This is a genomic window from Litoreibacter sp. JB4-2 (assembly GCF_055693445.1).
The window spans coordinates 1,368,806-1,387,119 of the sequence record NZ_CM146334.1; the positions used below are offsets into that span (position 1 = coordinate 1,368,806).

Here is an 18,314-nt window from a genome sequence, read left to right on the forward strand (position 1 = left end):
GCATGAAAAAACTTGTTCTGACAGGCGCTGCGGGCCGTCTTGGGTCTTACTTGCGCGAACCCATGTCGAAAATGTGCGACGAACTGGTGTCCACCGACATCGTTGACGATATTGGCAGCCTATATGATGGCGAAAGCTACGCCACAGGCGATCTGGCCAGCCTTGATGATATGATGCGTGTTCTGGAGGGCGCGGACATGGTCGTCCACATGGGCGCCTATGCAGATGAAGGGCCGTTTGAGAAACTGCTCGGGCCGAACTTTGTGGGGGCCTACAACATCTGGGAGGCAGCCTACCAACGCGGTCTTAAACGTGTCGTCTACGGCAGCTCCATCCATGCGGTGGGCATGCATCCCAAGACAGACTTTATCGATACCGAAGTTCGTCATCGCCCGGATACGTTTTATGGGCTGGCTAAGTGCTTCGCCGAAGACCTTGGGTCGATGTATTGGGACAAACGTGGGCTTGAGAGCGTCCACATGCGCATCCTGTCCTGCGCGCAGGTCACGAACGCCCGCGCGCTTGGGTCGTGGTTGTCCTACGACGATCTGATCCAACTTGTTCAGCGTAGCATTGAGACACCCGTGACGGGTTTCTCGGTCGTTTATGGTGTCTCAGGCAATGACCGTGCACCTGTCGACAATGCAAAGGCCAGCTTTCTGGGCTACCGCCCCAAAGACAATGCCGAACAATTCGCTCAGACAATTCTGGCCGAGACCGGATCAATGGACGCCCAAAACCCCGGCAATATGTGCCACGGCGGGCCATTTGCTGCGGTCGAGCTGGGAAATAGCGGCGTGGCCACAATGAATATCATCGATGACACGAAGAAAATCTAAAGAGGAGACACCTATGTCAGACGTAAAAGTAGCACTGATCACCGCAGGCGGGTCCGGCATGGGCGCGGACAGCGCCCGGGCCTTGGCAGCTGACGGGTTCAAAGTTGGTATCCTGTCCTCCTCCGGCAAGGGGGAGGCCTTGGCAAAGGAGCTTGGCGGCGTCGGCATAACGGGAACCAACAAATCGGAAGAAGACCTGCAAAAACTTGTCGATGCCGCGATGAGCCATTGGGGCCGCATCGATGTGCTGGTCAATTCCGCAGGCCACGGCCCACGCGCGCCCGTGTTAGAACTGACGGATGAAGACTGGCACGAGGGAATGGAGGTCTATTTCCTCAATGCTGTGCGCCCGACGCGTTTGGTCACCCCGATCATGCAAAAGCAAGGTGGCGGTGCTATCATCAACATCTCGACCTTCGCGGCCTTTGAACCGAATCCGGTCTTCCCGACCTCGGGCGTCATGCGCGCGGGCCTTGCAGCATTCAGCAAGCTCTTTGCGGACAAATACGCTGCCGAGAACATCCGCATGAACAACGTCCTGCCCGGCTTCATTGATAGCTTGCCGGAAAAGGAGGAGTTCCGCTCTATGATCCCTATGGGCCGCTATGGCAATTCACTGGGCGAGATTGCCAGCGTCGTTGCCTTCTTGGCGTCAGACGGCGGGGCTTACATCACAGGGCAGAATATTCGGGTAGATGGCGGCATTACGCGCTCCGTCTGATGCCAGTAATTCAACAACGGTTTGATATGACCAACTCACTCTTTTCGCCGTTCAAGATCAACGGTGTCACCTTCAAGAACCGCATCGGGATGTCGCCGATGTGCCAATACAGCTCAATAGGCGGCGTTGCGAGTGACTGGCATATGGTGCATTTGGGCTCTCGTGCAGTCGGTGGAGTCGGGTTCATCATGGCTGAGTGTACGGCCGTGTCTGCGACTGGACGCATTTCAACGGGATGCGCTGGTCTTTGGAATGATGCGCAGGCCGCAGCGCTAAAACCTATTGTAGCATTCCAACGTCAGTTTGGGGCTGTGACAGGTATCCAGATCTCCCATTCTGGCCGCAAAGGAAGTGCTGCGACCGCATTGGATGGGGGGAGCCACCTTGATGCCGATGACCCGGATGGATGGGATACGGTCGGCCCGACATCTGAGGCGTTTGATCCCGATGGCACACGGCTTTGGAAAGCGCCGCGTGCGCTATCTGTGGATGAAATCTTGGAAATCCAAGGTCAGTTTGTCCACTCCGCCAAGCTGGCGTTGGAAGTCGGGTATAACCTTTTGGAAGTGCACTGTGCGCATGGATATTTACTGCATTCTTTCCTCACACCATTGGTGAACACCCGCGACGATGAATATGGCGGCGATCTGCTGGCACGTGCGCGGTTCCTTTTAGAAACAGTTGAAAAGGTCCGCGCAGTCTGGCCGGCTGAAAAGGTGCTATCAGTCCGTTTGTCGGTTGATGATTTTGCCGCCAACGGGCTGACGCTGGACGACACTGCGCGGGTAGGTTTTTGGCTCAAGGAACTTGGCGTTGATATTCTGGATTGTTCTGGCGGCGGCGCAGTCCCCGAAGCACGCGGCGCGATTGGCAACCGGACCGCCGAGCAGCCCGATATGGCTGGTGTAATCCGCGAGGCGACGGGGCTTCCAGTCATGGCTGTGGGTGGCATTACCGATGCGGCGCAAGCGGATGGACTTGTCAGATCATCCAAGGCCGACATCGTTTTGCTGGGCCGCGAGATGATGCGCGACCCGCATTGGGCGTTCAACGCGGCAAAAAAGCTGGGCGCGGATACGCGCCATGTTTTGGCTGAACAATACGGGTTTTTTGTTGGCGCGTCATAAATGCCAAAACAGTACCGATGAAAAGTAAGCATCAATTGAGCTGAGTGGCGTAAAAAAAGCGGTCATAGGAACAAGCGCGGCAAAAGCTCACTTCGTCCTATATTACGGACATTCACCGCTATCCCGCTCAAAGGCGCGTTAGGTGCAAGAGCCTCTAAATTCTGTCATGCATCTATCTGTATCTAACCAATTCAATAGTGGTGCTCAGTAGACCTGAGCCAATTTCAGTCCAATGATTGCGCTTAAGCGTACTTACCGCGAAACTACCGCCTCGAAAAACTTACCAGTGAATTCACCCGTTCCGTCATATGCGGAAACTTCGACAGCATACGGGTCAGGAAGCTGAAGAATCCGGCGCTGGTGCGGCCTTGTTCCAAAAAGCTGTTCACATTCACCCGGTGTGCCACGTTGCGGCCTGCGCTGAGCCGCAAGAGTGTGCGGACCGAGGTCTGAATGTCATGCCCGATAAAGGCGTAGCCCAGCCGGTCGCCGGTCAGCTGGGTCGCGCGTTGGTAAGGGTAGAGCAGGATGTTGAAGACGGCGATTTTCTCGAACCCGTCGACGATCATTTCAAGCGTCATGAACCGGTAATGACGTGCAGCCATGGCGCCCACAAACCGGCCCACGAGGAAGCGCATTTCCTTATTCTCACCCGTGTCCGGGTCGACCACCTCTGAATGTAGCAGCAGCACTTTCGTGCGCATCAAAGGGGCAAGCAGCATATTGTAGCTGCCTTGCTCGAACACGTAGGCCTCAATCGGGTTGGGGTAAGAGAAGAACCGCTGCGCTTCGCCAATCGCGTTGTGCACTTCGGGAAAAGATTTCTCCGTCACCGCAACCATGTTGTTTTTGACGCTCGCCATGGCGAGGTGGTGCAAGAACCAACGGATAATGAAAAACGCTAACAGGAAAATTGCGACCGCGATAAACCCGCCGCGGCCCGCCAGGATGACCATCAGCACCAGCAAGCCCAGAAAAGGGGCAATCACGAAGAGCGTCAGATAAAACCGGAAGGGCTCTTTGCGGTGACGGTACTTGTTAATTTCACTCGGCGTCATCTTAATCTTCCTTAACCAATGCACGGTCCAGCCTGTTCAATACTGACGAAAAATCAAGTCCGCTTAGCGATGATCGAAATAGTGGCGCACGCAATCCTGGACACGCCGGAACCGGTCACCGCCCAGTTTGGTGCCGCCATACCAGCGGGTGACGACCACGATTTCGCCGCTCGCCTCTTCGCGTTCCAGCATCCGCAGGATCACCATTCCCGCGCCACTTTCCCCGTCATCGTTTTTCAATGGCGTGCCATCCGGCAGTAAAACGGCCCATGTATTATGCGTGGCTTTGGCGAATTTCTTGTTACGGCACAGCTGCTTGAGGAACGCCTGCGCATCGGCTTTCGTCCGGCACGGCCCGCCAGACACCGCGTATTTCGACCCGCGGTCGCTCAGCACCGCCTCAAATATTTTCATGACATGCACCATGCCGCGACGGAAACCCGATGGCCAGCCGTGAAAGAGGTAACGCATCACCAGAGGGACCCAAAACCATGTATCTGAAACCCGCGCTTCTTGCGCTTGCCATTGCCGCAACCTTTGCCACGGCTGTCTATGCGCTGACCCACCGCGTTAAGATTGATGAATCCGCCAACCAAATCTGCATCGCATCAAACGGCATCCCTAACCACGCCATCGGCAAGTTCCCCAACGCCGGAAATCCACATTCGATCTCTGCGCAAAACATCAAAGTCTGCGTCACCGCCACCCCTGAAAAAGGGGGGCAACCTAGTGAGGTGCGCACCGTGGGGATTATGGAAAATGGCATCCTGATCCGCCCTGGCACGGCGGATTTCTTTGACGCCTCCAGCCCGCGTGGGCATTCGCGCGACCGGTCCAGCGGGTGGAACCTCGACGGGATGGGGCCGGACAACACGCTGGGGCTGGATGGCAATAACGCCCATGTCGACAATCGCGGTATCTACCATTACCACGGTATGCCCGAAGCGCTTGCGCCGACCTCAAACGATACTCGGATTGGTTGGGCGGCTGACGGGTTTGAGATCCACTATGTCGGCACCTCCGCCAAGCCGTCCTACATGCTGAAATCGGGCACGCGCCCCACCGCGCCGGGCGGCACCCATGATGGCAGTTACAATGAGGATTTCGAATATGTGCGGGGCTACGGCAACCTTGATCAGTGCAACGGCGCTATGATGAACGGGAGCTACGTATATTTCGCCACTGATGCGTATCCGTTTTTCCCGCGCTGCCTTTATGGCACCGAGATCACACGGATCCGTTAACTCAGCAGAATTGCCACCCATGCAACGCCGCCTGCCATGGCAGTGATTGCCACCCCGGCCGAGCCCGCATCTTTTGCGGCTTTGGCCAGCGGGTGGATGTCCTCGCTGATATAGTCAATCGCGCGCTCAATGGCGGAGTTCATCATCTCCGCCGCCAGGATCAGCACGCCCAATGACAACAGTACGGCACGTTCCCCCCTGACAAAGGCAGGCTGACCGCCAGTGTTGCGGACGCGATATTAACCAATGTCCACAGGCGGAAGCTGGCCTCCGTCTGCCATATCTCGACCACGCCCTGCCAGGACCAGACGCAACGATTTACAAAACGTTGCCATTCGGAGGTGACGATATCGCTCATGCCCTAGAGCCCCGCCGCCACGCGCTTCACAGTCGCGATCCGTTCGGCATTGGGCGGGTGGGAGCCCAAGAATTGATTGCCCGGATCCGGGATGCGATTGAAATACTGCGCGCCTTTTACCGGATCATAGCCTGACCGTTTGGCGATCAATGTTCCCAGCCCATCGGCCTCTAGCTCGTGTTTCTTGGAATAGGCGCGACCGCCGACAAAGCCGCCAGCGTCCTGAAACACACCACCTGTGCCGAGGGCCGCGTCAGCCAAGGCCCCCAGGATCGAACCGCCAACCGCGCCTTGGGCGCGCTCGGTCAAATGGTTTTGGATGTGATGCGCCGCCTCATGGCCCAGGATAAAGGCCAGTTCATCGCGATTGCGCACATCTGTCAGAAGCGACTGGGTGAACCCAATCACCGGGCGGCCAGAGCGTTCGCGGGTCTGATAGGCGTTCGGCGGCAGCTTGGCATTGCTGTCGATGATGATCTTGAAGTCACAATTCACGCGCGGCGCGCGTGCCCGGCATTCGGCCTCCGCCACAGGTTCAACCCGGCGGATCACCGCGGCAAAATTAGATCGCGCGACGCTGGGCGAGATTTTCGTCCCGGCGGCCTGTGTCGTGGCCTCAGCAGGCACGCGCGCGGGTTCATTGGTGACAGTCGGATACGGCTCGCATGCGGCAAGCGCGAGCGCCGCGGCCAAAAAGATAGCGTGTTTCATACTCAACCTCTCGCAATAGGTTACACATAACGGCGCGCACGGGCTGCGCCAAGCCCCCGCCCCCGGCGCGCCAAGCATTTGCACTTTCCCGCGCAGGCTGATTTGATCCCGATTAACCTAAAAATGAGGCACCTATATGTTCACCATAGAGCATGAATTTGACTCGACTGCCGTCACGCTCGTCGATGAGGGCACGCCGCATTTGCTTGAAGACGTGACCGTCAACGCTTTTGAGGATTGCGTCACCGTCGAGCAGCACGACCCGGTGACCGACCGTTTGCAGCGCGTTACATTTTCGATGCGGCAAATCCGCGATCTGGCAGCTGCGCTGAACCTGCCCGAAGGCAGTTACCGGCTGGAAAAGGGCTCCGTGTCATGAGGGGGTTTTCATGAACAAAACCGCGTTTTTCTGGGATGAACGGTGCTTCTGGCACGCAGGCGGCAATTACGCAGGCATGCTGCCACTGGGCGGATTGGTGCAACCCATGGCCTCTGGCGGCTTGCCCGAAAACCCCGAAACCAAGCGCAGGCTGGTCAACTTAATGCGCGTGACCGGGCTTTGGGACGCGCTCGACACAAAATCTGCGCCGGAGGCCACTTGGGACGACCTCGCCCGCGTCCACCCTGAAACTTACCTTCGCAAGTTCCAAGAAACGTCGGACGCTGGCGGTGGAGAGTTGGGGGTGCGCACGCCATTCGGCCCCGGCGGGTTCGAAATCGCGACGCTGTCAGCGGGTCTGGCCAAGGCGGCGGTGTTCGAAGTCCTGAAAGGCCGCTGCGACAACGCCTATGCCTTGTCGCGCCCGCCGGGTCATCATTGCCTGCCCGACCACCCGAACGGGTTCTGCCTGCTCGCCAACATCGCCATTGCCGTTGAGGCAGCCCTTGCCGAAGGCCTGACCGACCGCGTGGCGGTGCTTGATTGGGACGTGCATCACGGCAACGGGACAGAGGCAATTTTCTTCGACCGCGACGACGTTCTGACCATCTCGCTGCATCAGGAACGCAACTACCCGATGGACACGGGCGATGCATCGGATCGCGGTGTCGGTGCCGGGATGGGTTACAATCTTAACATCCCGCTGCCGCCCGGCGGCGGCCATGCGCTGTATCTGGAAGCGATGGAGCGCTACGCCATTCCCGCCTTAGAGGACTTTCAACCCGATGTGATCATCGTGGCGTCAGGGTATGACGCGGCCGCGCTCGATCCTTTGTCGCGCATGCTCGCCACACGGGAGACATTCCGCGCTATGACCGAACAGATCATGGAAGTGGCCGATGATCTTTGCGATGGTCGCCTGATCTTGGTGCATGAGGGCGGCTACTCTGAAACATATGTCCCGTTCTGCGCCCATGCCGCTTTGACAGAAATGGCTGGCAGCGCGATCACGGCCCCGGACCCGTTTGGTGAAACCTTCGCGCTGCGCCAACCCTCCCAAGCGTTGCAGGACATGCACAGCGCATTGCTGTCGCAGATCATGGCGTGACCGCTTGCCGCGTTAACATTTGGGGTGCATCATGTCGGCCCTGACAAGATTCGCGAGTTTGGTATGCACCAACCAAATACGACCCCGCCCGCCGCACTGAGCTGGCATGGCTGACGTTACAAAAACGATAGATGGTGGGCATGGTCGCTACACCATCCCAACACCTAGCGGCGAAGCCGTCATGACCTTTTCCGTCACCTCCCCCACCCTTGCCATAGTCGATCACACTGAGGTTCCTGTTGCCGATGAAGGACAGGGCCACGCAGGTGCATTGGCCCGATTTCTGGTCGAAGATGCGCGCGCAAACGGCTTTCAAGTCGTCCCGCTCTGCCCGTTTGTGAACATGTGGCGGCGCAAACACCCAGAGGCGTCAGACATCTTTCAGGTCTGACGCCGCACGGCGACCCAGCACCCAAATTTCCCCATTCTGGGCCTATGCCCGCCACATTCCGCTGCCAGTCTCGTGCTCAATGACGGGTAACACGGGCACTCCATGGTCTTGACCGTGATCAAAAGTTTTCTGGGCGCGATCAGCATGACAATGCTGATGGTAACGGCTGTCTACACGGTGCAGACCCGCGACGACCGCGCCGCGACCCCAACGCAGATCGGTCAATCTAAATATGACCGCCCATTCCTTGTTGATTTCATTGAGACCCGGCAAGAGCTGCTTTTGGGCTACTTCCGCGAGCGCTACCCGCAGCTGGACCTGCCAGAAGCGCAGGCGGAACCCGAAAACCCGCTCAGCCTGAAAGCACTTCACCAACGCGCCTATAATGACCGCATCCGCGCGGCCCAAGCTACAAAGCGGTGATCAGCGCCAGGATTGACGCCACGATCAGCACCGCGCCCAAAACCTCCCGAACCGAACTGCGTTCCTTGAAAACAAAGTAGCTGCCCGCGAAGGTAAAGAGCAGTTCGATCTGCCCCACCGCCTTCACATAGGCCGCGTTTTGCAGCGTGAAGGCGACAAACCATCCCAGCGACCCCAACATCGAGGTAAGCCCGGTCCAAACCGACACGCGCCAACTTGCGGCGACCCGCATGATCTCCCCCCGGTCGCGCCACAAAAGCCAGACGGTCATGATAAACACCTGCCAGGCCACAGCGGCCGCAAGCGCCACCATCGCGCGCATCAGCGGATCGTCGGACATCACCTCTAGCGTCGCGCCACGGTAGCCAACTGCCGAGACACCAAAGAGCAGCCCAGCCCCTAGCCCATATCCCGACGCCTGATTGAAAAGCCGCTTTTTCCACGGCAAAACCACATCGGTTTTGGGCGGGTCAGATAGCAAAATAACCCCGGCAAACCCCACCACAATCGCCAACACCGCGCCCCATGTCACCAATTCGCCCAACACAACAAATCCCACCAGCGCTGTCAGGATCACCTCGGATTTCTTCAACGCGATGCCTACGGTGAAATTGCGCTGCCCGAACAACGCCACCACGCAAGCCGTGGCCAGTATCTGCGCCACGCCGCTGACCACCGTATAGGGCCAAAAGGCGCCGCCCAAAGCAGGCAAGCCCGCGCCATTGAACGTCGCGTAGCCTGCGACCAATGCCAGCATGAAAGGCAGCGCGAACAGGAACCGGGAATAGGTGGCCCCCGCTGTGCTTAGCCGGGTTTTCTTCATGAAACGCTGCAACATGAAGCGCAGGTTCTGCATGAAGGCGGCGAAGACGGAGACTGCGATCCAAAGGCTCATAGGCGCCGTGGTGGCACAGGCTCAGTCGCGATGCCAGAGCGGATGCGCCACCTCATCCTTGGCCCGCCAGAAATACTGCCGAAAAATCTGGGCGTATGAGCGATACACATAGCCCTCGTTGCAGCGCAGGAAGCGCGCCTTGCCGCGGGTGTAAAGCGCGGGCAACCGATACCATGGCACATTTGGGTGCATGTGGTGCACTGCATGAAAATTATTGTTCAAAAACAGTAAGGCAAGCGGGCCGCGATCCTCAATAATCACTGTTCGACCCCGCGCTTTCTCATGCGCCTGATGTTCCAGAAAGGTGCGAATTTTCACAATGGAAATGGACAAATAAGCGGCCAAACAATAGCTCCAAAGCGGCATCGCGCCGACCAGCAAAAGCCAACCCAAGACCAGCGCCACACCAAAGCCATGCAACGCCCAACCGCTTCGAACAGGGGCCCCACCCTGCCGCCATTCAGCGCGTATGAACATCACTTGCGAAACGACCGGCCCGACCAAAAGTCGCCCCGCCAACGTGTTGTTGAACCTCAAAACAGCGCGCGCAAGTCCAGGCAACGCCTGCCATTGCGCCAGGGTCAAGAAATTACTCTCGGGATCGTCATAGGGATCGGTCAGGTCAGCGTCGCGGTGATGGTTCAAATGCGTATCGCGAAACCGCGCGAAGGGGATGACAAGGTTTAACGCCGGAAAAACCAGCGCTTCATTCAACCGCTGCGACGCAAACGGGTGGCCATGAATGACTTCATGCTGAAGCGATGAAAAGAGCGCGACAGTCAAAGCGACCAAAGCAATCCCAGCGCCCAAATGCCACTGTGCGACCAGCGTTGTTCCCAACCCCCAGCACAGGTAGCTCAGCGCCATCAGCGCAAGGGTCGGCACCTCAATCCGCATGACGCCCCCAACGGATCTTGGCCCAGATACGCTCGTAGATGATGTAAGACACCAGCCCAATCACCGAGTTCAAAACCGCCATCTGCCCGCCAAGCCCGATTGAGCCGGTCATCGCAAATCCGACACCGCTCATCATCAAGAAACCCGTCAGGGTCCAGATCACCGCTTTCACCAAACTGCGTGCTTTCGTTTCCATCAGGCGCAGTGTCAGCCGCAAATTGGCTGTTCACAATTCAGCAAACTGTTCACATTTTTTCTAAGTTGTGATTTAAATCACCACATGGGAGATCAAACAGACAAACGCGACCGCGCCCACCTTTTCCGCACCCGTCTGGCCCAGGCCATGGACCAAGCGCGCGAAACCCAAAGCGGGCTCGCGCGCGCCGCGGGCGTTGATCGTTCCACGATCTCGCAATTGCTCAAGGCGCAAGACGCGCGGCTCCCCAATGCGCAGCTCGTCGCCGAATGCGCGAGTGCGCTCGGCGTCTCCGCCGACTGGCTCCTTGGCCTGACAGAGCGCCCGGAACAAGCTGCCGACCTTCTTGCAGCCTCACTGTCGATCACCGAAGCGCCCCGCGCGCTGGTTGATGAACAAATCTTCGCGTGGCACAAGGAAGCGGCGGGCTACAAAATCCGCCACGTCCCCGCAGGCCTGCCAGATATGTTGAAAACCCACGACATGCTCCGATGGGAATACGCGCCACATCTCGGCCGCACCACCGATCAGGCCATCGGCGCGTCCGAGGACCGGCTCACCTGGATGCGCGCCGCGCGCTCCGACTATGAAATCGCAATGCCTATTCATGATCTGTACAGCTTCGCTCGGGCGGAAGGCTATTACGCGGGCCTGCCCGCAAGGACGCGCCGCGACCAAATCGATTGGATGCTTGATCTGCACGCACAGCTCTACCCGACGCTGCGGCTTTACCCGTTTGACGCGCGCAAGCTCTACTCCGCACCGGTCACAATTTTCGGGCCCCTGCTGGCCGTGATCTATCTGGGCCGCAACTACATCGCCTTTCGCGACACGGAGCGCGTTCAAGCCATCACCGCCCATTTCGATGGCCTCATCCGCGCCTCTGAAGGCTCGTCGCGCGACCTACCTGACCTGCTGACAACCCTGCGTCAGGAAACTTCCTAGACTTCATTGTTTCAAAAATATTCCGAAGGCGTTTGCCCTTGCGGCTGAGGAGGCCGCGCCTCCTCAAAGAGCAAAATCAATACCGCGCAGCGAAGCTGCACATTTAGATCAAGATGTCTAAATTTTCGGGTCCGGGTTCACCGTATGCCCGTCTACCGCCATCACCTGCCCTGAAACCATTCTGGCCTGGGGTGAGGCCAGGAACACCGCCATATCCGCGATGTCTTCGGCGCGGACCAAAGCGCCCAGTGACGTGCCTTTGGCGTAACCCTCGTAGATCGCCTCATAAGACATGCCCTTGGCCGCCGCCTCCCGCTCCATGACGCCTTGCATGCGTGGGCCTTCCACGGCGCCCGGGCAAATCGCATTAGCGCGAATGCCAAACGGGCCCAACTCCATGGCCAGCGTCTTCATCAACCCGATGATGGCCCATTTGGCGGATGCGTAAGGCGCGCGGTTCGGAAATCCGTATAAACCAGCGGTGGAGGAGGTCAGAACCATGCTCCCCGCCCCCGCCCGTTTCATCAACGGCGTCGCATATTTCGCCGCCAAAAACGCGCCTTCCAAATTCACCGCCATGCAGCGTTGGAAATCAGCAAGTGCCACGTCTTCAACCAAAGCCGTCGGCCCTGCGATCCCCGCATTGGCGCAAAGCACATCAAGCCCGCCCCACGCGCGCTCAATCTCACCAAAAAGCGCGGCCATGCTCTGCTCGTCGCTCGCGTCCACCTCGCTCTTGCACCACCCGTCAGGGACCGATGCCAAAGCGGTCGTGTCCACATCGGTGACCCAAATATCCGCGCCCGCAGCCGCAAACGCTTTGCCCATGGCCAACCCGATGCCGGAGGCACCTGCGGTGATCAGAACCTTCATCTCTTGCCCACCGCAGCACCCGTGCCCTCTGGCAAATCAAGCACCGCATGCGCATTCGCAATCTCAGCCAGACATGCGGCGATATGATCGGCTGGAATGGATGCTTTGCGCGTCTCCAAAGACACATGGATCAGCATATGCTCGCCCGTAGCCAACATCCGTTCGCCCTCCCGCATCACATGAAACAGATGCATCTTCTTTCCCTCGCCCAGCAGCACTTGCGTCTCAACCGTGATCCGGGCTCCTGCATGCACTTCATCCAAATGCCGGATATGGGTCTCCGCCGTGAAGTAGCTGCCGCCTGACGCAATATAGTCGGCGTCGCAGCCTACCATCTCCATGAACCGGTCGGTTGCGTCGCCAAAGGCCTGCAAATACCGCGCCTCGTTCATATGGCCGTTATAGTCCGTCCAATCCAAAGGCACCGCGCGCGACGCGGTCAGGATGGGTTTCGACACATCGCCAAGGGCAGGCTTCGCGGGCTCCGCCTTGTTCAACAGCGCACCTGCCCCAAAATCCTGCGCCTTCAAGGCCCGCATCATCGCCACCAGATTATTGTCGCGGATGCGTTCCAACTCCCGGATCGAATACTGGCCCGATTGCGCATCTGACTGGCCCGCGATCAAGTCGACCAGCTCGTCAGTGAACTCCGGCACATCCATCAGCTTGGTCCAGGGCCATTTCAGCGCCGGGCCAAACTGCGCCATGAAATGCTTCATCCCCGCCTCACCGCCTGCCACGCGGTAGGTTTCAAACAGGCCCATCTGCGCCCAGCGAATGCCAAACCCGTAGCGAATGGCGTCGTCAATTTCCTCTGTCGTGGCCACGCCGTCCTTGACCAGCCACAGCGCCTCCCGCCAGACGGCCTCCAGGAACCGGTCGGCAATATGCGCGTCGATCTCCTTGCGCACATGCAGCGGGTACATGCCAATCGCGCGCAATACGTCTTGCGCCCCCTCGATCATCTCAGGCGTGTTGGCGTCCGAGGGCACCAACTCCGCCAAAGGCAGCAGGTAGACCGGGTTGAACGGATGCGCCACGAGGATCTGGCCAGGCCTCGCCGCACCTTCCTGCAGCTGGGACGGTTTGAATCCGGAGGTGGAGGACGCAATCACCGCCCCCTCATCGCAGACCGCCTGCAAAGACACGTAGACCTTATGTTTCAGCTCCAGCCGCTCCGGCACGCTTTCCTGTATCCATACGGCGCCCGACGCAGCATCGGCCATATCGTCATGAAAGCTCAGCACGCCCTCCGCGGGCATCGCCTGATCTGACAAGCCCGGCAAGGAGCGCCGCGCATTGGCCAAAACTTCGTCGATCTTGCGCTCCGCCTCCGGGTCGGGGTCAAACACCCGCACGTCCCAGCCCATAAGCAAGAACCGCGCGGCCCAACCGCCGCCAATCACGCCGCCGCCGACGATACAAGCTGTGCTCATCTCAACGCTCCTCGTAAAAGCCGCTCCAGCGGCGATAGGCCCACAAAATGGCCAGGCTCAACAATCCAATCACCGAAATCAGGCAAACCAACGGGCCAATCATCGCCAAGATCGCAAATGCCCCATTGTCCGTGATCCCAAGAAGGGCAAAGAAAAACACCGCCCCGGCGACACCCAGCCCTGTCAAAATGATCGCGGGCTTGCGTATCTCGAACCGCCCGCCAAAAACCGACAGCAGGATCGCGAGAACAAGAGCGACCAGCAGCAACAGGAACAAAATCATTGCGGGGTCATCCTCAACGCGCCCAAGTCATACCCATTGAACGCTAGTATCTGGCGCGCTGCGGTCAGCTTGTCATCGCGAATGTCCGGCGTGCGGCTGAGGATCCAGCCGCCCCGTCCCGATGGGCTGCCGACCACGGCCGTCTCATAATCCGCATCGACCCACAGCACCCAGTAAGGCGCTTTGACAAAGGGCACGCCTTTGAATGAGACCAGCAAACGCCCGGGCCCGTCGGGCAATGCGGTGCCGCTGATTTCCTTGAGCTGTCGGCTGACCAGGCATTGGTTCAGCACGTCATACCCGCCTTCCAGCCGAGCGGTGTACGAGGCCTGCGTTCGGGTGCATCCTTCCTGAAACGGAGTTGGATAGCTCGCGATCTCATACCAGGTCCCCGCATAGGCCTGCGCGTCAAACGCCGCCTTGGAAGAGATTAGAACGCTCGTGTCGCGGTAGCTGGGCGGCACAACGCTGGCGCAGCCCGCCACCAGCATCAGCGCGATGAGGGCAAGCGCCCTCATTTCGGCGCCCGCTTCACAAGCCCGAGCTTTTCGCGCACTGCGTCAGGCCCCATAATATTCGCCCCCAGCCGTTCGATGACTTCGACAGCGCGTCCGACCAAGGCTTCATTGGTCGCCAAAACCCCGCGGTCGAGCATCAGGTTGTCCTCCAGCCCCACCCGTACATTGCCGCCCGCCAGCACAGCTTGCGCAGCGTAAGGCATCTGATCCCTTCCCAGTGAGAAGGCCGACCAGGTCCAGTCCTCGGGGACATTGTTGACCATAGCCATGAACGTGTTCAGGTCATTGGGCGCGCCCCAGGGCACCCCCATGCACAGCTGGACCAGCGCGGGGCTGTCGAGCACGCCGTCCTTCACCAACTGCTTGGCATACCACAAATGGCCGGTGTCGAACGCCTCAATCTCTGGCTTCACGCCAAGCTCGGTCATCATGCGGCCCATTGCGGTAAGCATACCGGGTGTGTTGGTCATCACGTAGTCCGCTTCCGCAAAATTCATCGTGCCGCAATCAAGCGTGCAAATTTCCGGCAAGCATTCAGCCACATGCTGCACGCGTTCTGCGGCCCCGATCATGTCGGTGCCATCCGCGAGCGGCAATGGCCGCTCGGGCGACCCAAAAATCATGTCACCGCCCATACCCGCGGTCAAGTTCAGCACCACATCGACCTCGGCGTCGCGAATACGCTCTGTCACTTCGCGGTAGTAGCTCAGCTCGCGTGAGGGCACGCCCGTTTTCGGGTCGCGCACATGGCAATGCACAATCGCAGCTCCCGCCTTGGCCGCGGCAATCGCGCTGTCGGCGATTTGTTTGGGCGAGCGCGGCACATGCGGGCTGCGGTCTTGGGTGGACCCCGATCCGGTCACGGCGCAAGTGATGAAAACATCTCGGTTCATGGTCAGCGGCATTGGGCTCCCTTTCATTTTTTTGAAGAGGGCCAGTTTCGCGTGCAAGTATCAAGCTGGTTTTCGACACTTTGCGGCCAAAACGGCCATTTACCGAAACCTGCGGAAAAACGATCTGGCGCGTCTCATACAAAAAGGCCGCGCGCTGACAGCAAGGCACCTATAAGTTCGGGCCATAGTGAGGTCATATTTTTGAGATTAGTAGGTCAGCTATGAACATAATGCGCTTTTTCAAAGACACCCTGATCACGGGGCTGTTGGTCTTTGCCTTGCTTAGTGCGGGCGTCTTTGCCTTTGTGGTCTACACGTTCAAAACCATGCCCATTCCAGAACCGTGGGAGACCGTGCAGTATCAGCAAGCCGCCATCTCGAAAGCAGAGGAATGGGCCGCGTTTTGTACCGAATATGACTGCACCGATATCCCGCAAGGCCATGTCGTAAAGTCAATGTCGGGGCAATTTTTCAGCCTCCCACATCGGTATCACCCCACGTCAGCGGACGAATGCCACATCACAACCGACAGCCGCGACCAGACGCAGGTGACAGACGGCGTGTTCCAACGCGGCGCGTCGCTCGACCGTCAGGCATTCTCATTTTACACCCATTGCGGCACGCGCTCGGCAGGGTATTGGAATGACTTTGGGGATAAGTTGCGCCTGCACGATGGGACGTTTTTCAAGCGGGAGCCCGGCTTCCACTATACCTATCATGCTTTGACCGGGAAGAATGCATTTGACCGCCCAACCCACGCGTCGCGCCTCGCATTGCTGGAGCCCGCGACGGTGGACTTCAGCAGACTTAAATCAGATGACGCCAACTTGTCGCGGATATACCTTTCCACCCAGCGTCTTTTTCAGGGGCGCTACGTCGTTATGAGATGCAATGATCGCTGTGACGTCGGCTCCCTTTCTTTCGCCGAGGACGCTGATCTGACAACGATCCATTTTGAGGAGCTGATAGAGTTCAGCAAAAGGAGCCGCGACTGCGAACTCTATGAGGCGCAATACCGGTGCGTCCCCGACTGGGAAGGTCACCTTGAGGAAATTGCACGCTACATCCGTTTTGTGGACCGCTCGTTAGACGCCGCCCGCCGACCGGATTTGCCTCGCCTTGACTAGCACTTGCAGCTGCTTTTCAAAAGACACCCGGTCGAGCCCGTCCGCGCAGTAGCCGAGAGGCGGACTGTGGCAAGTTCCGAGGCAAGCGCCGCGCGAATTTCCATCAATAGGGCATCGGGATGGCGCGCTGCGCCTCGTCGATCTCGGCCATGACCTCCGCGCTCAGAACCAAATCCTTGCCATCGATGATATGCTGCAATTGCTCAGTGGTCGTGGCCCCAAAGATCGGGCTGACTGGGAACGGGCGCTGGTTGCACCAGGCCAGCGACATATGCACCGGATCAAGTCCGTGCTTGGCAGCAATATCCAGATAGAGCTGCGCGGCAGGCAGAACCCGCTCCGACATGCGCCCACCCAATGTTGGTCCGATTGAGGCGCGGGAGCCTTCGGGCACCGCTCCGCCTTGGTATTTGCCAGTCAAAAGGCCGGTCGCCAAAGGCGAAAACGCCAGCAGGGTGATCTGCTCATTGTGGCCCAGCTCCCCCATATCGGTGTCATACATCCGACACAGCAGCGAGTATTCGTTCTGCATCGTTTCAACCCGTGGCCCGCCCATTTTTTCGGCCACATCCAGCCATTGGCAGGTGCCCCAGGCGCTTTCATTGCTCAGCCCGAAGGCGCGGATGCGGCCCGCATCAACCTCGCGCTGCAGCGCGCCTAGCACATCTTCCATATGCGCGCGGCTTGCGGCTTTGTCCTGGCCCGACGGGTCATAGGTCCAATTCTGGCGGAACATATAGCTGCCCCGGTTGGGCCAATGCAGTTGGTAGAGGTCGATATAGTCCGTTTGCATCCGCTTGAGTGAGCCCTCGACCGCCTCATGGATCACCTTGCCGGATATCTCTTCTCCGTCGCGAATGTAATTTCCCGCCCCTGCGCATTTGCTGGCGATGACCACATCGTCACGTTTGCCGCGGTCCGCCAGCCAGGTGCCGATGATGGCCTCCGTCTTTCCGGCGTTTTCCTTGTTCATCGGGTTGACCGGGTAGGCCTCCGCCGTGTCGATGAAATTGATGCCCGCATCCAACGCCATATCCATTTGCGCGTGGCCACCCGCCTCTGAGGTTTGCGTCCCCCAGGTCATCGACCCAAGGCAAAGTTGCGAGACCTGAATATCGGTTTGTCCAAGCGGAATGGTTTTCATGAGCGCGAGCTTTCTGAGGGAGATTTGTTTTTTGCCAAGCTAGCGCATTGCCGCGCAGGGGCAAGCACGCACGTCACAGTGATCGCGTGTGAATGAATAAAGAGCGGCCTTCAGGCGTTTTCCCTCTAGCTTAAGTTCACAAGGAGAGACCTCATGCTCAGACTGCTCGCCCTGGTTATTACCCTCTTGTTGCCCGCAGCCCTTTTTGCCGCACCCCAAGCCTACGCGCTGGAGTCCGACAAATCGCAGGTTGGCTTTATCTTCAAACTGAACGCGGCGGATGCGCGCGGCGAGATGCCGGTCACCGCATCAAATATCGCGATTGATCTGCAAAATCTGCGCAACTCGCGTGTGGATGTCACCGTAGATGTGCGCCGCGCTAAAACGGGGCTGTTCTTCGCCACCGAAGCGCTGAAAGGGGCTAGCGTCCTCCATGCAAAGGCGCATCCGACCATTCGGTTCCAATCCACGCGGATCCGGCTGAACGGGTCCGGCCGATTGTCAGATGGCGCGCAAATTGACGGCACGCTGACGATGCGCGGTGTCAGCCGGCCCGTAACCCTGAACGCAGCGCTGTTTCGGCAACGCGGCACCGATCCGAATGATCTGTCCCGTCTCAGCTTCCGGCTGAACGGCACACTAAGCCGCAGCGCTTTTGGTGCGACAGGATATAGCAACTTGGTGGATGATCAGGTGCAGCTTGATATTGTGGCGCGTGTCAAAAAATAGTCGGGCAAGGTGCTATATT

24 protein-coding genes are annotated in these 18,314 nt (G+C 58.7%); 11 read left to right on the forward strand and 13 right to left on the reverse strand.

Translation table 11 applies throughout. The annotated features are described in order from the left end of the window. Window positions 1-2 precede the first annotated feature (2 nt). Genes ACZ1G7_RS06865 through ACZ1G7_RS06875 form a run of 3 tightly spaced genes read left to right on the forward strand, consistent with a single transcriptional unit; the run spans window position 3 to window position 2,687 of the window. Entirely contained in the window at window positions 3-839 is an 837-nt protein-coding gene (locus ACZ1G7_RS06865) for an NAD-dependent epimerase/dehydratase family protein (RefSeq protein ID WP_472663072.1), read from the forward strand. A gap of 13 nt (window positions 840-852) precedes the next feature. Next, complete coding sequence (locus ACZ1G7_RS06870) at window positions 853-1,560, forward strand: SDR family oxidoreductase (protein WP_472663073.1); 708 nt, start codon at window positions 853-855, stop codon at window positions 1,558-1,560. 26 nt (window positions 1,561-1,586) lie between these two features. After that, on the forward strand, window positions 1,587-2,687 hold the full coding sequence (locus ACZ1G7_RS06875; RefSeq protein ID WP_472663074.1) for an NADH:flavin oxidoreductase/NADH oxidase: 1,101 nt from the start codon (window positions 1,587-1,589) through the stop codon (window positions 2,685-2,687). A 263-nt stretch (window positions 2,688-2,950) separates the two neighbouring features. Here ACZ1G7_RS06875 and ACZ1G7_RS06880 read toward each other — a convergent pair whose 3' ends face one another. Further along, the gene (locus ACZ1G7_RS06880) at window positions 2,951-3,745 is read right to left on the reverse strand and encodes a M48 family metalloprotease (protein ID WP_472663075.1); all 795 of its coding nucleotides are present in this window, start codon (window positions 3,743-3,745) and stop codon (window positions 2,951-2,953) included. Between the two features lie 63 nt (window positions 3,746-3,808). Further along, window positions 3,809-4,159: a YigZ family protein gene (locus ACZ1G7_RS06885; protein WP_472663690.1), complete on the reverse strand. Its 351-nt coding sequence runs from the start codon at window positions 4,157-4,159 to the stop codon at window positions 3,809-3,811. A 77-nt stretch (window positions 4,160-4,236) separates the two neighbouring features. On the opposite strand from ACZ1G7_RS06885, the gene ACZ1G7_RS06890 reads away from it, so the two are divergent. After that, entirely contained in the window at window positions 4,237-4,989 is a 753-nt protein-coding gene (locus ACZ1G7_RS06890; protein WP_472663076.1) for a YHYH protein, read from the forward strand. Here the strand turns inward: ACZ1G7_RS06890 and ACZ1G7_RS06895 are convergent. Together ACZ1G7_RS06895 and ACZ1G7_RS06900 are read right to left on the reverse strand one after the other, a co-directional pair. Beyond that, window positions 4,986-5,168 carry a diacylglycerol kinase gene (locus ACZ1G7_RS06895; protein WP_472663077.1) on the reverse strand — a complete coding sequence of 61 codons (183 nt, stop codon included), beginning with the start codon at window positions 5,166-5,168 and terminating at the stop codon, window positions 4,986-4,988. The genes ACZ1G7_RS06890 and ACZ1G7_RS06895 overlap by 4 nt on opposite strands. A gap of 182 nt (window positions 5,169-5,350) precedes the next feature. Beyond that, complete coding sequence (locus ACZ1G7_RS06900) at window positions 5,351-6,058, reverse strand: M48 family metallopeptidase (protein WP_472663078.1); 708 nt, start codon at window positions 6,056-6,058, stop codon at window positions 5,351-5,353. 136 nt (window positions 6,059-6,194) lie between these two features. Between ACZ1G7_RS06900 and ACZ1G7_RS06905 the strand changes: the two genes are divergently transcribed. From ACZ1G7_RS06905 to ACZ1G7_RS06920, 4 genes are all read left to right on the forward strand, one after another. Beyond that, complete coding sequence (locus ACZ1G7_RS06905; RefSeq protein ID WP_472663079.1) at window positions 6,195-6,437, forward strand: hypothetical protein; 243 nt, start codon at window positions 6,195-6,197, stop codon at window positions 6,435-6,437. Between the two features lie 10 nt (window positions 6,438-6,447). Beyond that, window positions 6,448-7,545, forward strand: coding sequence for a class II histone deacetylase (locus ACZ1G7_RS06910; RefSeq protein WP_472663080.1), 1,098 nt, complete (start codon window positions 6,448-6,450; stop codon window positions 7,543-7,545). Between the two features lie 106 nt (window positions 7,546-7,651). Continuing rightward, window positions 7,652-7,936 carry a GNAT family N-acetyltransferase gene (locus tag ACZ1G7_RS06915; RefSeq protein WP_472663081.1) on the forward strand — a complete coding sequence of 95 codons (285 nt, stop codon included), beginning with the start codon at window positions 7,652-7,654 and terminating at the stop codon, window positions 7,934-7,936. 114 nt (window positions 7,937-8,050) lie between these two features. After that, window positions 8,051-8,359, forward strand: coding sequence for a hypothetical protein (locus ACZ1G7_RS06920; protein WP_472663082.1), 309 nt, complete (start codon window positions 8,051-8,053; stop codon window positions 8,357-8,359). Here ACZ1G7_RS06920 and ACZ1G7_RS06925 read toward each other — a convergent pair. Genes ACZ1G7_RS06925 through ACZ1G7_RS06935 form a run of 3 tightly spaced genes read right to left on the reverse strand, consistent with a single transcriptional unit; the run spans window position 8,346 to window position 10,347 of the window. Continuing rightward, a complete protein-coding gene (locus tag ACZ1G7_RS06925; protein WP_472663083.1) occupies window positions 8,346-9,254 on the reverse strand; it encodes an EamA/RhaT family transporter in 909 nt (302 codons plus the stop codon). The two genes, ACZ1G7_RS06920 and ACZ1G7_RS06925, sit on opposite strands and share 14 nt — an antisense overlap. Before the next feature lie 21 nt (window positions 9,255-9,275). Further along, window positions 9,276-10,151, reverse strand: a complete 876-nt coding sequence (locus tag ACZ1G7_RS06930; RefSeq protein WP_472663084.1) for a fatty acid desaturase — start codon at window positions 10,149-10,151, stop codon at window positions 9,276-9,278. Next, window positions 10,141-10,347 carry a DUF2061 domain-containing protein gene (locus ACZ1G7_RS06935; protein WP_472663085.1) on the reverse strand — a complete coding sequence of 69 codons (207 nt, stop codon included), beginning with the start codon at window positions 10,345-10,347 and terminating at the stop codon, window positions 10,141-10,143. The genes ACZ1G7_RS06930 and ACZ1G7_RS06935 overlap by 11 nt, the downstream gene beginning before the upstream one ends. A gap of 84 nt (window positions 10,348-10,431) precedes the next feature. Between ACZ1G7_RS06935 and ACZ1G7_RS06940 the strand changes: the two genes are divergently transcribed. Continuing rightward, window positions 10,432-11,292: a helix-turn-helix domain-containing protein gene (locus ACZ1G7_RS06940; RefSeq protein WP_472663086.1), complete on the forward strand. Its 861-nt coding sequence runs from the start codon at window positions 10,432-10,434 to the stop codon at window positions 11,290-11,292. A gap of 117 nt (window positions 11,293-11,409) precedes the next feature. Here the strand turns inward: ACZ1G7_RS06940 and ACZ1G7_RS06945 are convergent, their stop codons facing one another. Genes ACZ1G7_RS06945 through bcoG form a run of 5 tightly spaced genes read right to left on the reverse strand, consistent with a single transcriptional unit; the run spans window position 11,410 to window position 15,307 of the window. Next, window positions 11,410-12,165: an SDR family oxidoreductase gene (locus ACZ1G7_RS06945; RefSeq protein WP_472663087.1), complete on the reverse strand. Its 756-nt coding sequence runs from the start codon at window positions 12,163-12,165 to the stop codon at window positions 11,410-11,412. Next, a complete protein-coding gene (locus ACZ1G7_RS06950; protein WP_472663088.1) occupies window positions 12,162-13,601 on the reverse strand; it encodes a carnitine 3-dehydrogenase in 1,440 nt (479 codons plus the stop codon). Before ACZ1G7_RS06950 ends, ACZ1G7_RS06945 begins: the two co-directional genes overlap by 4 nt. A gap of 1 nt (window position 13,602) precedes the next feature. Next, window positions 13,603-13,884, reverse strand: coding sequence for a hypothetical protein (locus tag ACZ1G7_RS06955; RefSeq protein ID WP_472663089.1), 282 nt, complete (start codon window positions 13,882-13,884; stop codon window positions 13,603-13,605). Further along, entirely contained in the window at window positions 13,881-14,402 is a 522-nt protein-coding gene (locus ACZ1G7_RS06960; RefSeq protein ID WP_472663090.1) for a lipocalin family protein, read from the reverse strand. The genes ACZ1G7_RS06955 and ACZ1G7_RS06960 overlap by 4 nt, the downstream gene beginning before the upstream one ends. Next, complete coding sequence (gene bcoG / locus ACZ1G7_RS06965; protein ID WP_472663091.1) at window positions 14,399-15,307, reverse strand: 3-dehydrocarnitine:acetyl-CoA trimethylamine transferase BcoG; 909 nt, start codon at window positions 15,305-15,307, stop codon at window positions 14,399-14,401. Before bcoG ends, ACZ1G7_RS06960 begins: the two co-directional genes overlap by 4 nt. Before the next feature lie 218 nt (window positions 15,308-15,525). On the opposite strand from bcoG, the gene ACZ1G7_RS06970 reads away from it, so the two are divergent. Continuing rightward, the gene (locus ACZ1G7_RS06970) at window positions 15,526-16,422 is read left to right on the forward strand and encodes a hypothetical protein (protein ID WP_472663092.1); all 897 of its coding nucleotides are present in this window, start codon (window positions 15,526-15,528) and stop codon (window positions 16,420-16,422) included. Between the two features lie 103 nt (window positions 16,423-16,525). Here ACZ1G7_RS06970 and ACZ1G7_RS06975 read toward each other — a convergent pair whose 3' ends face one another. Next, window positions 16,526-17,566 carry an aldo/keto reductase gene (locus ACZ1G7_RS06975; RefSeq protein ID WP_472663093.1) on the reverse strand — a complete coding sequence of 347 codons (1,041 nt, stop codon included), beginning with the start codon at window positions 17,564-17,566 and terminating at the stop codon, window positions 16,526-16,528. 153 nt (window positions 17,567-17,719) lie between these two features. Between ACZ1G7_RS06975 and ACZ1G7_RS06980 the strand changes: the two genes are divergently transcribed. Next, window positions 17,720-18,295, forward strand: a complete 576-nt coding sequence (locus ACZ1G7_RS06980; protein ID WP_472663094.1) for a YceI family protein — start codon at window positions 17,720-17,722, stop codon at window positions 18,293-18,295. The last annotated feature ends 19 nt before the right edge of the window (window positions 18,296-18,314 follow it).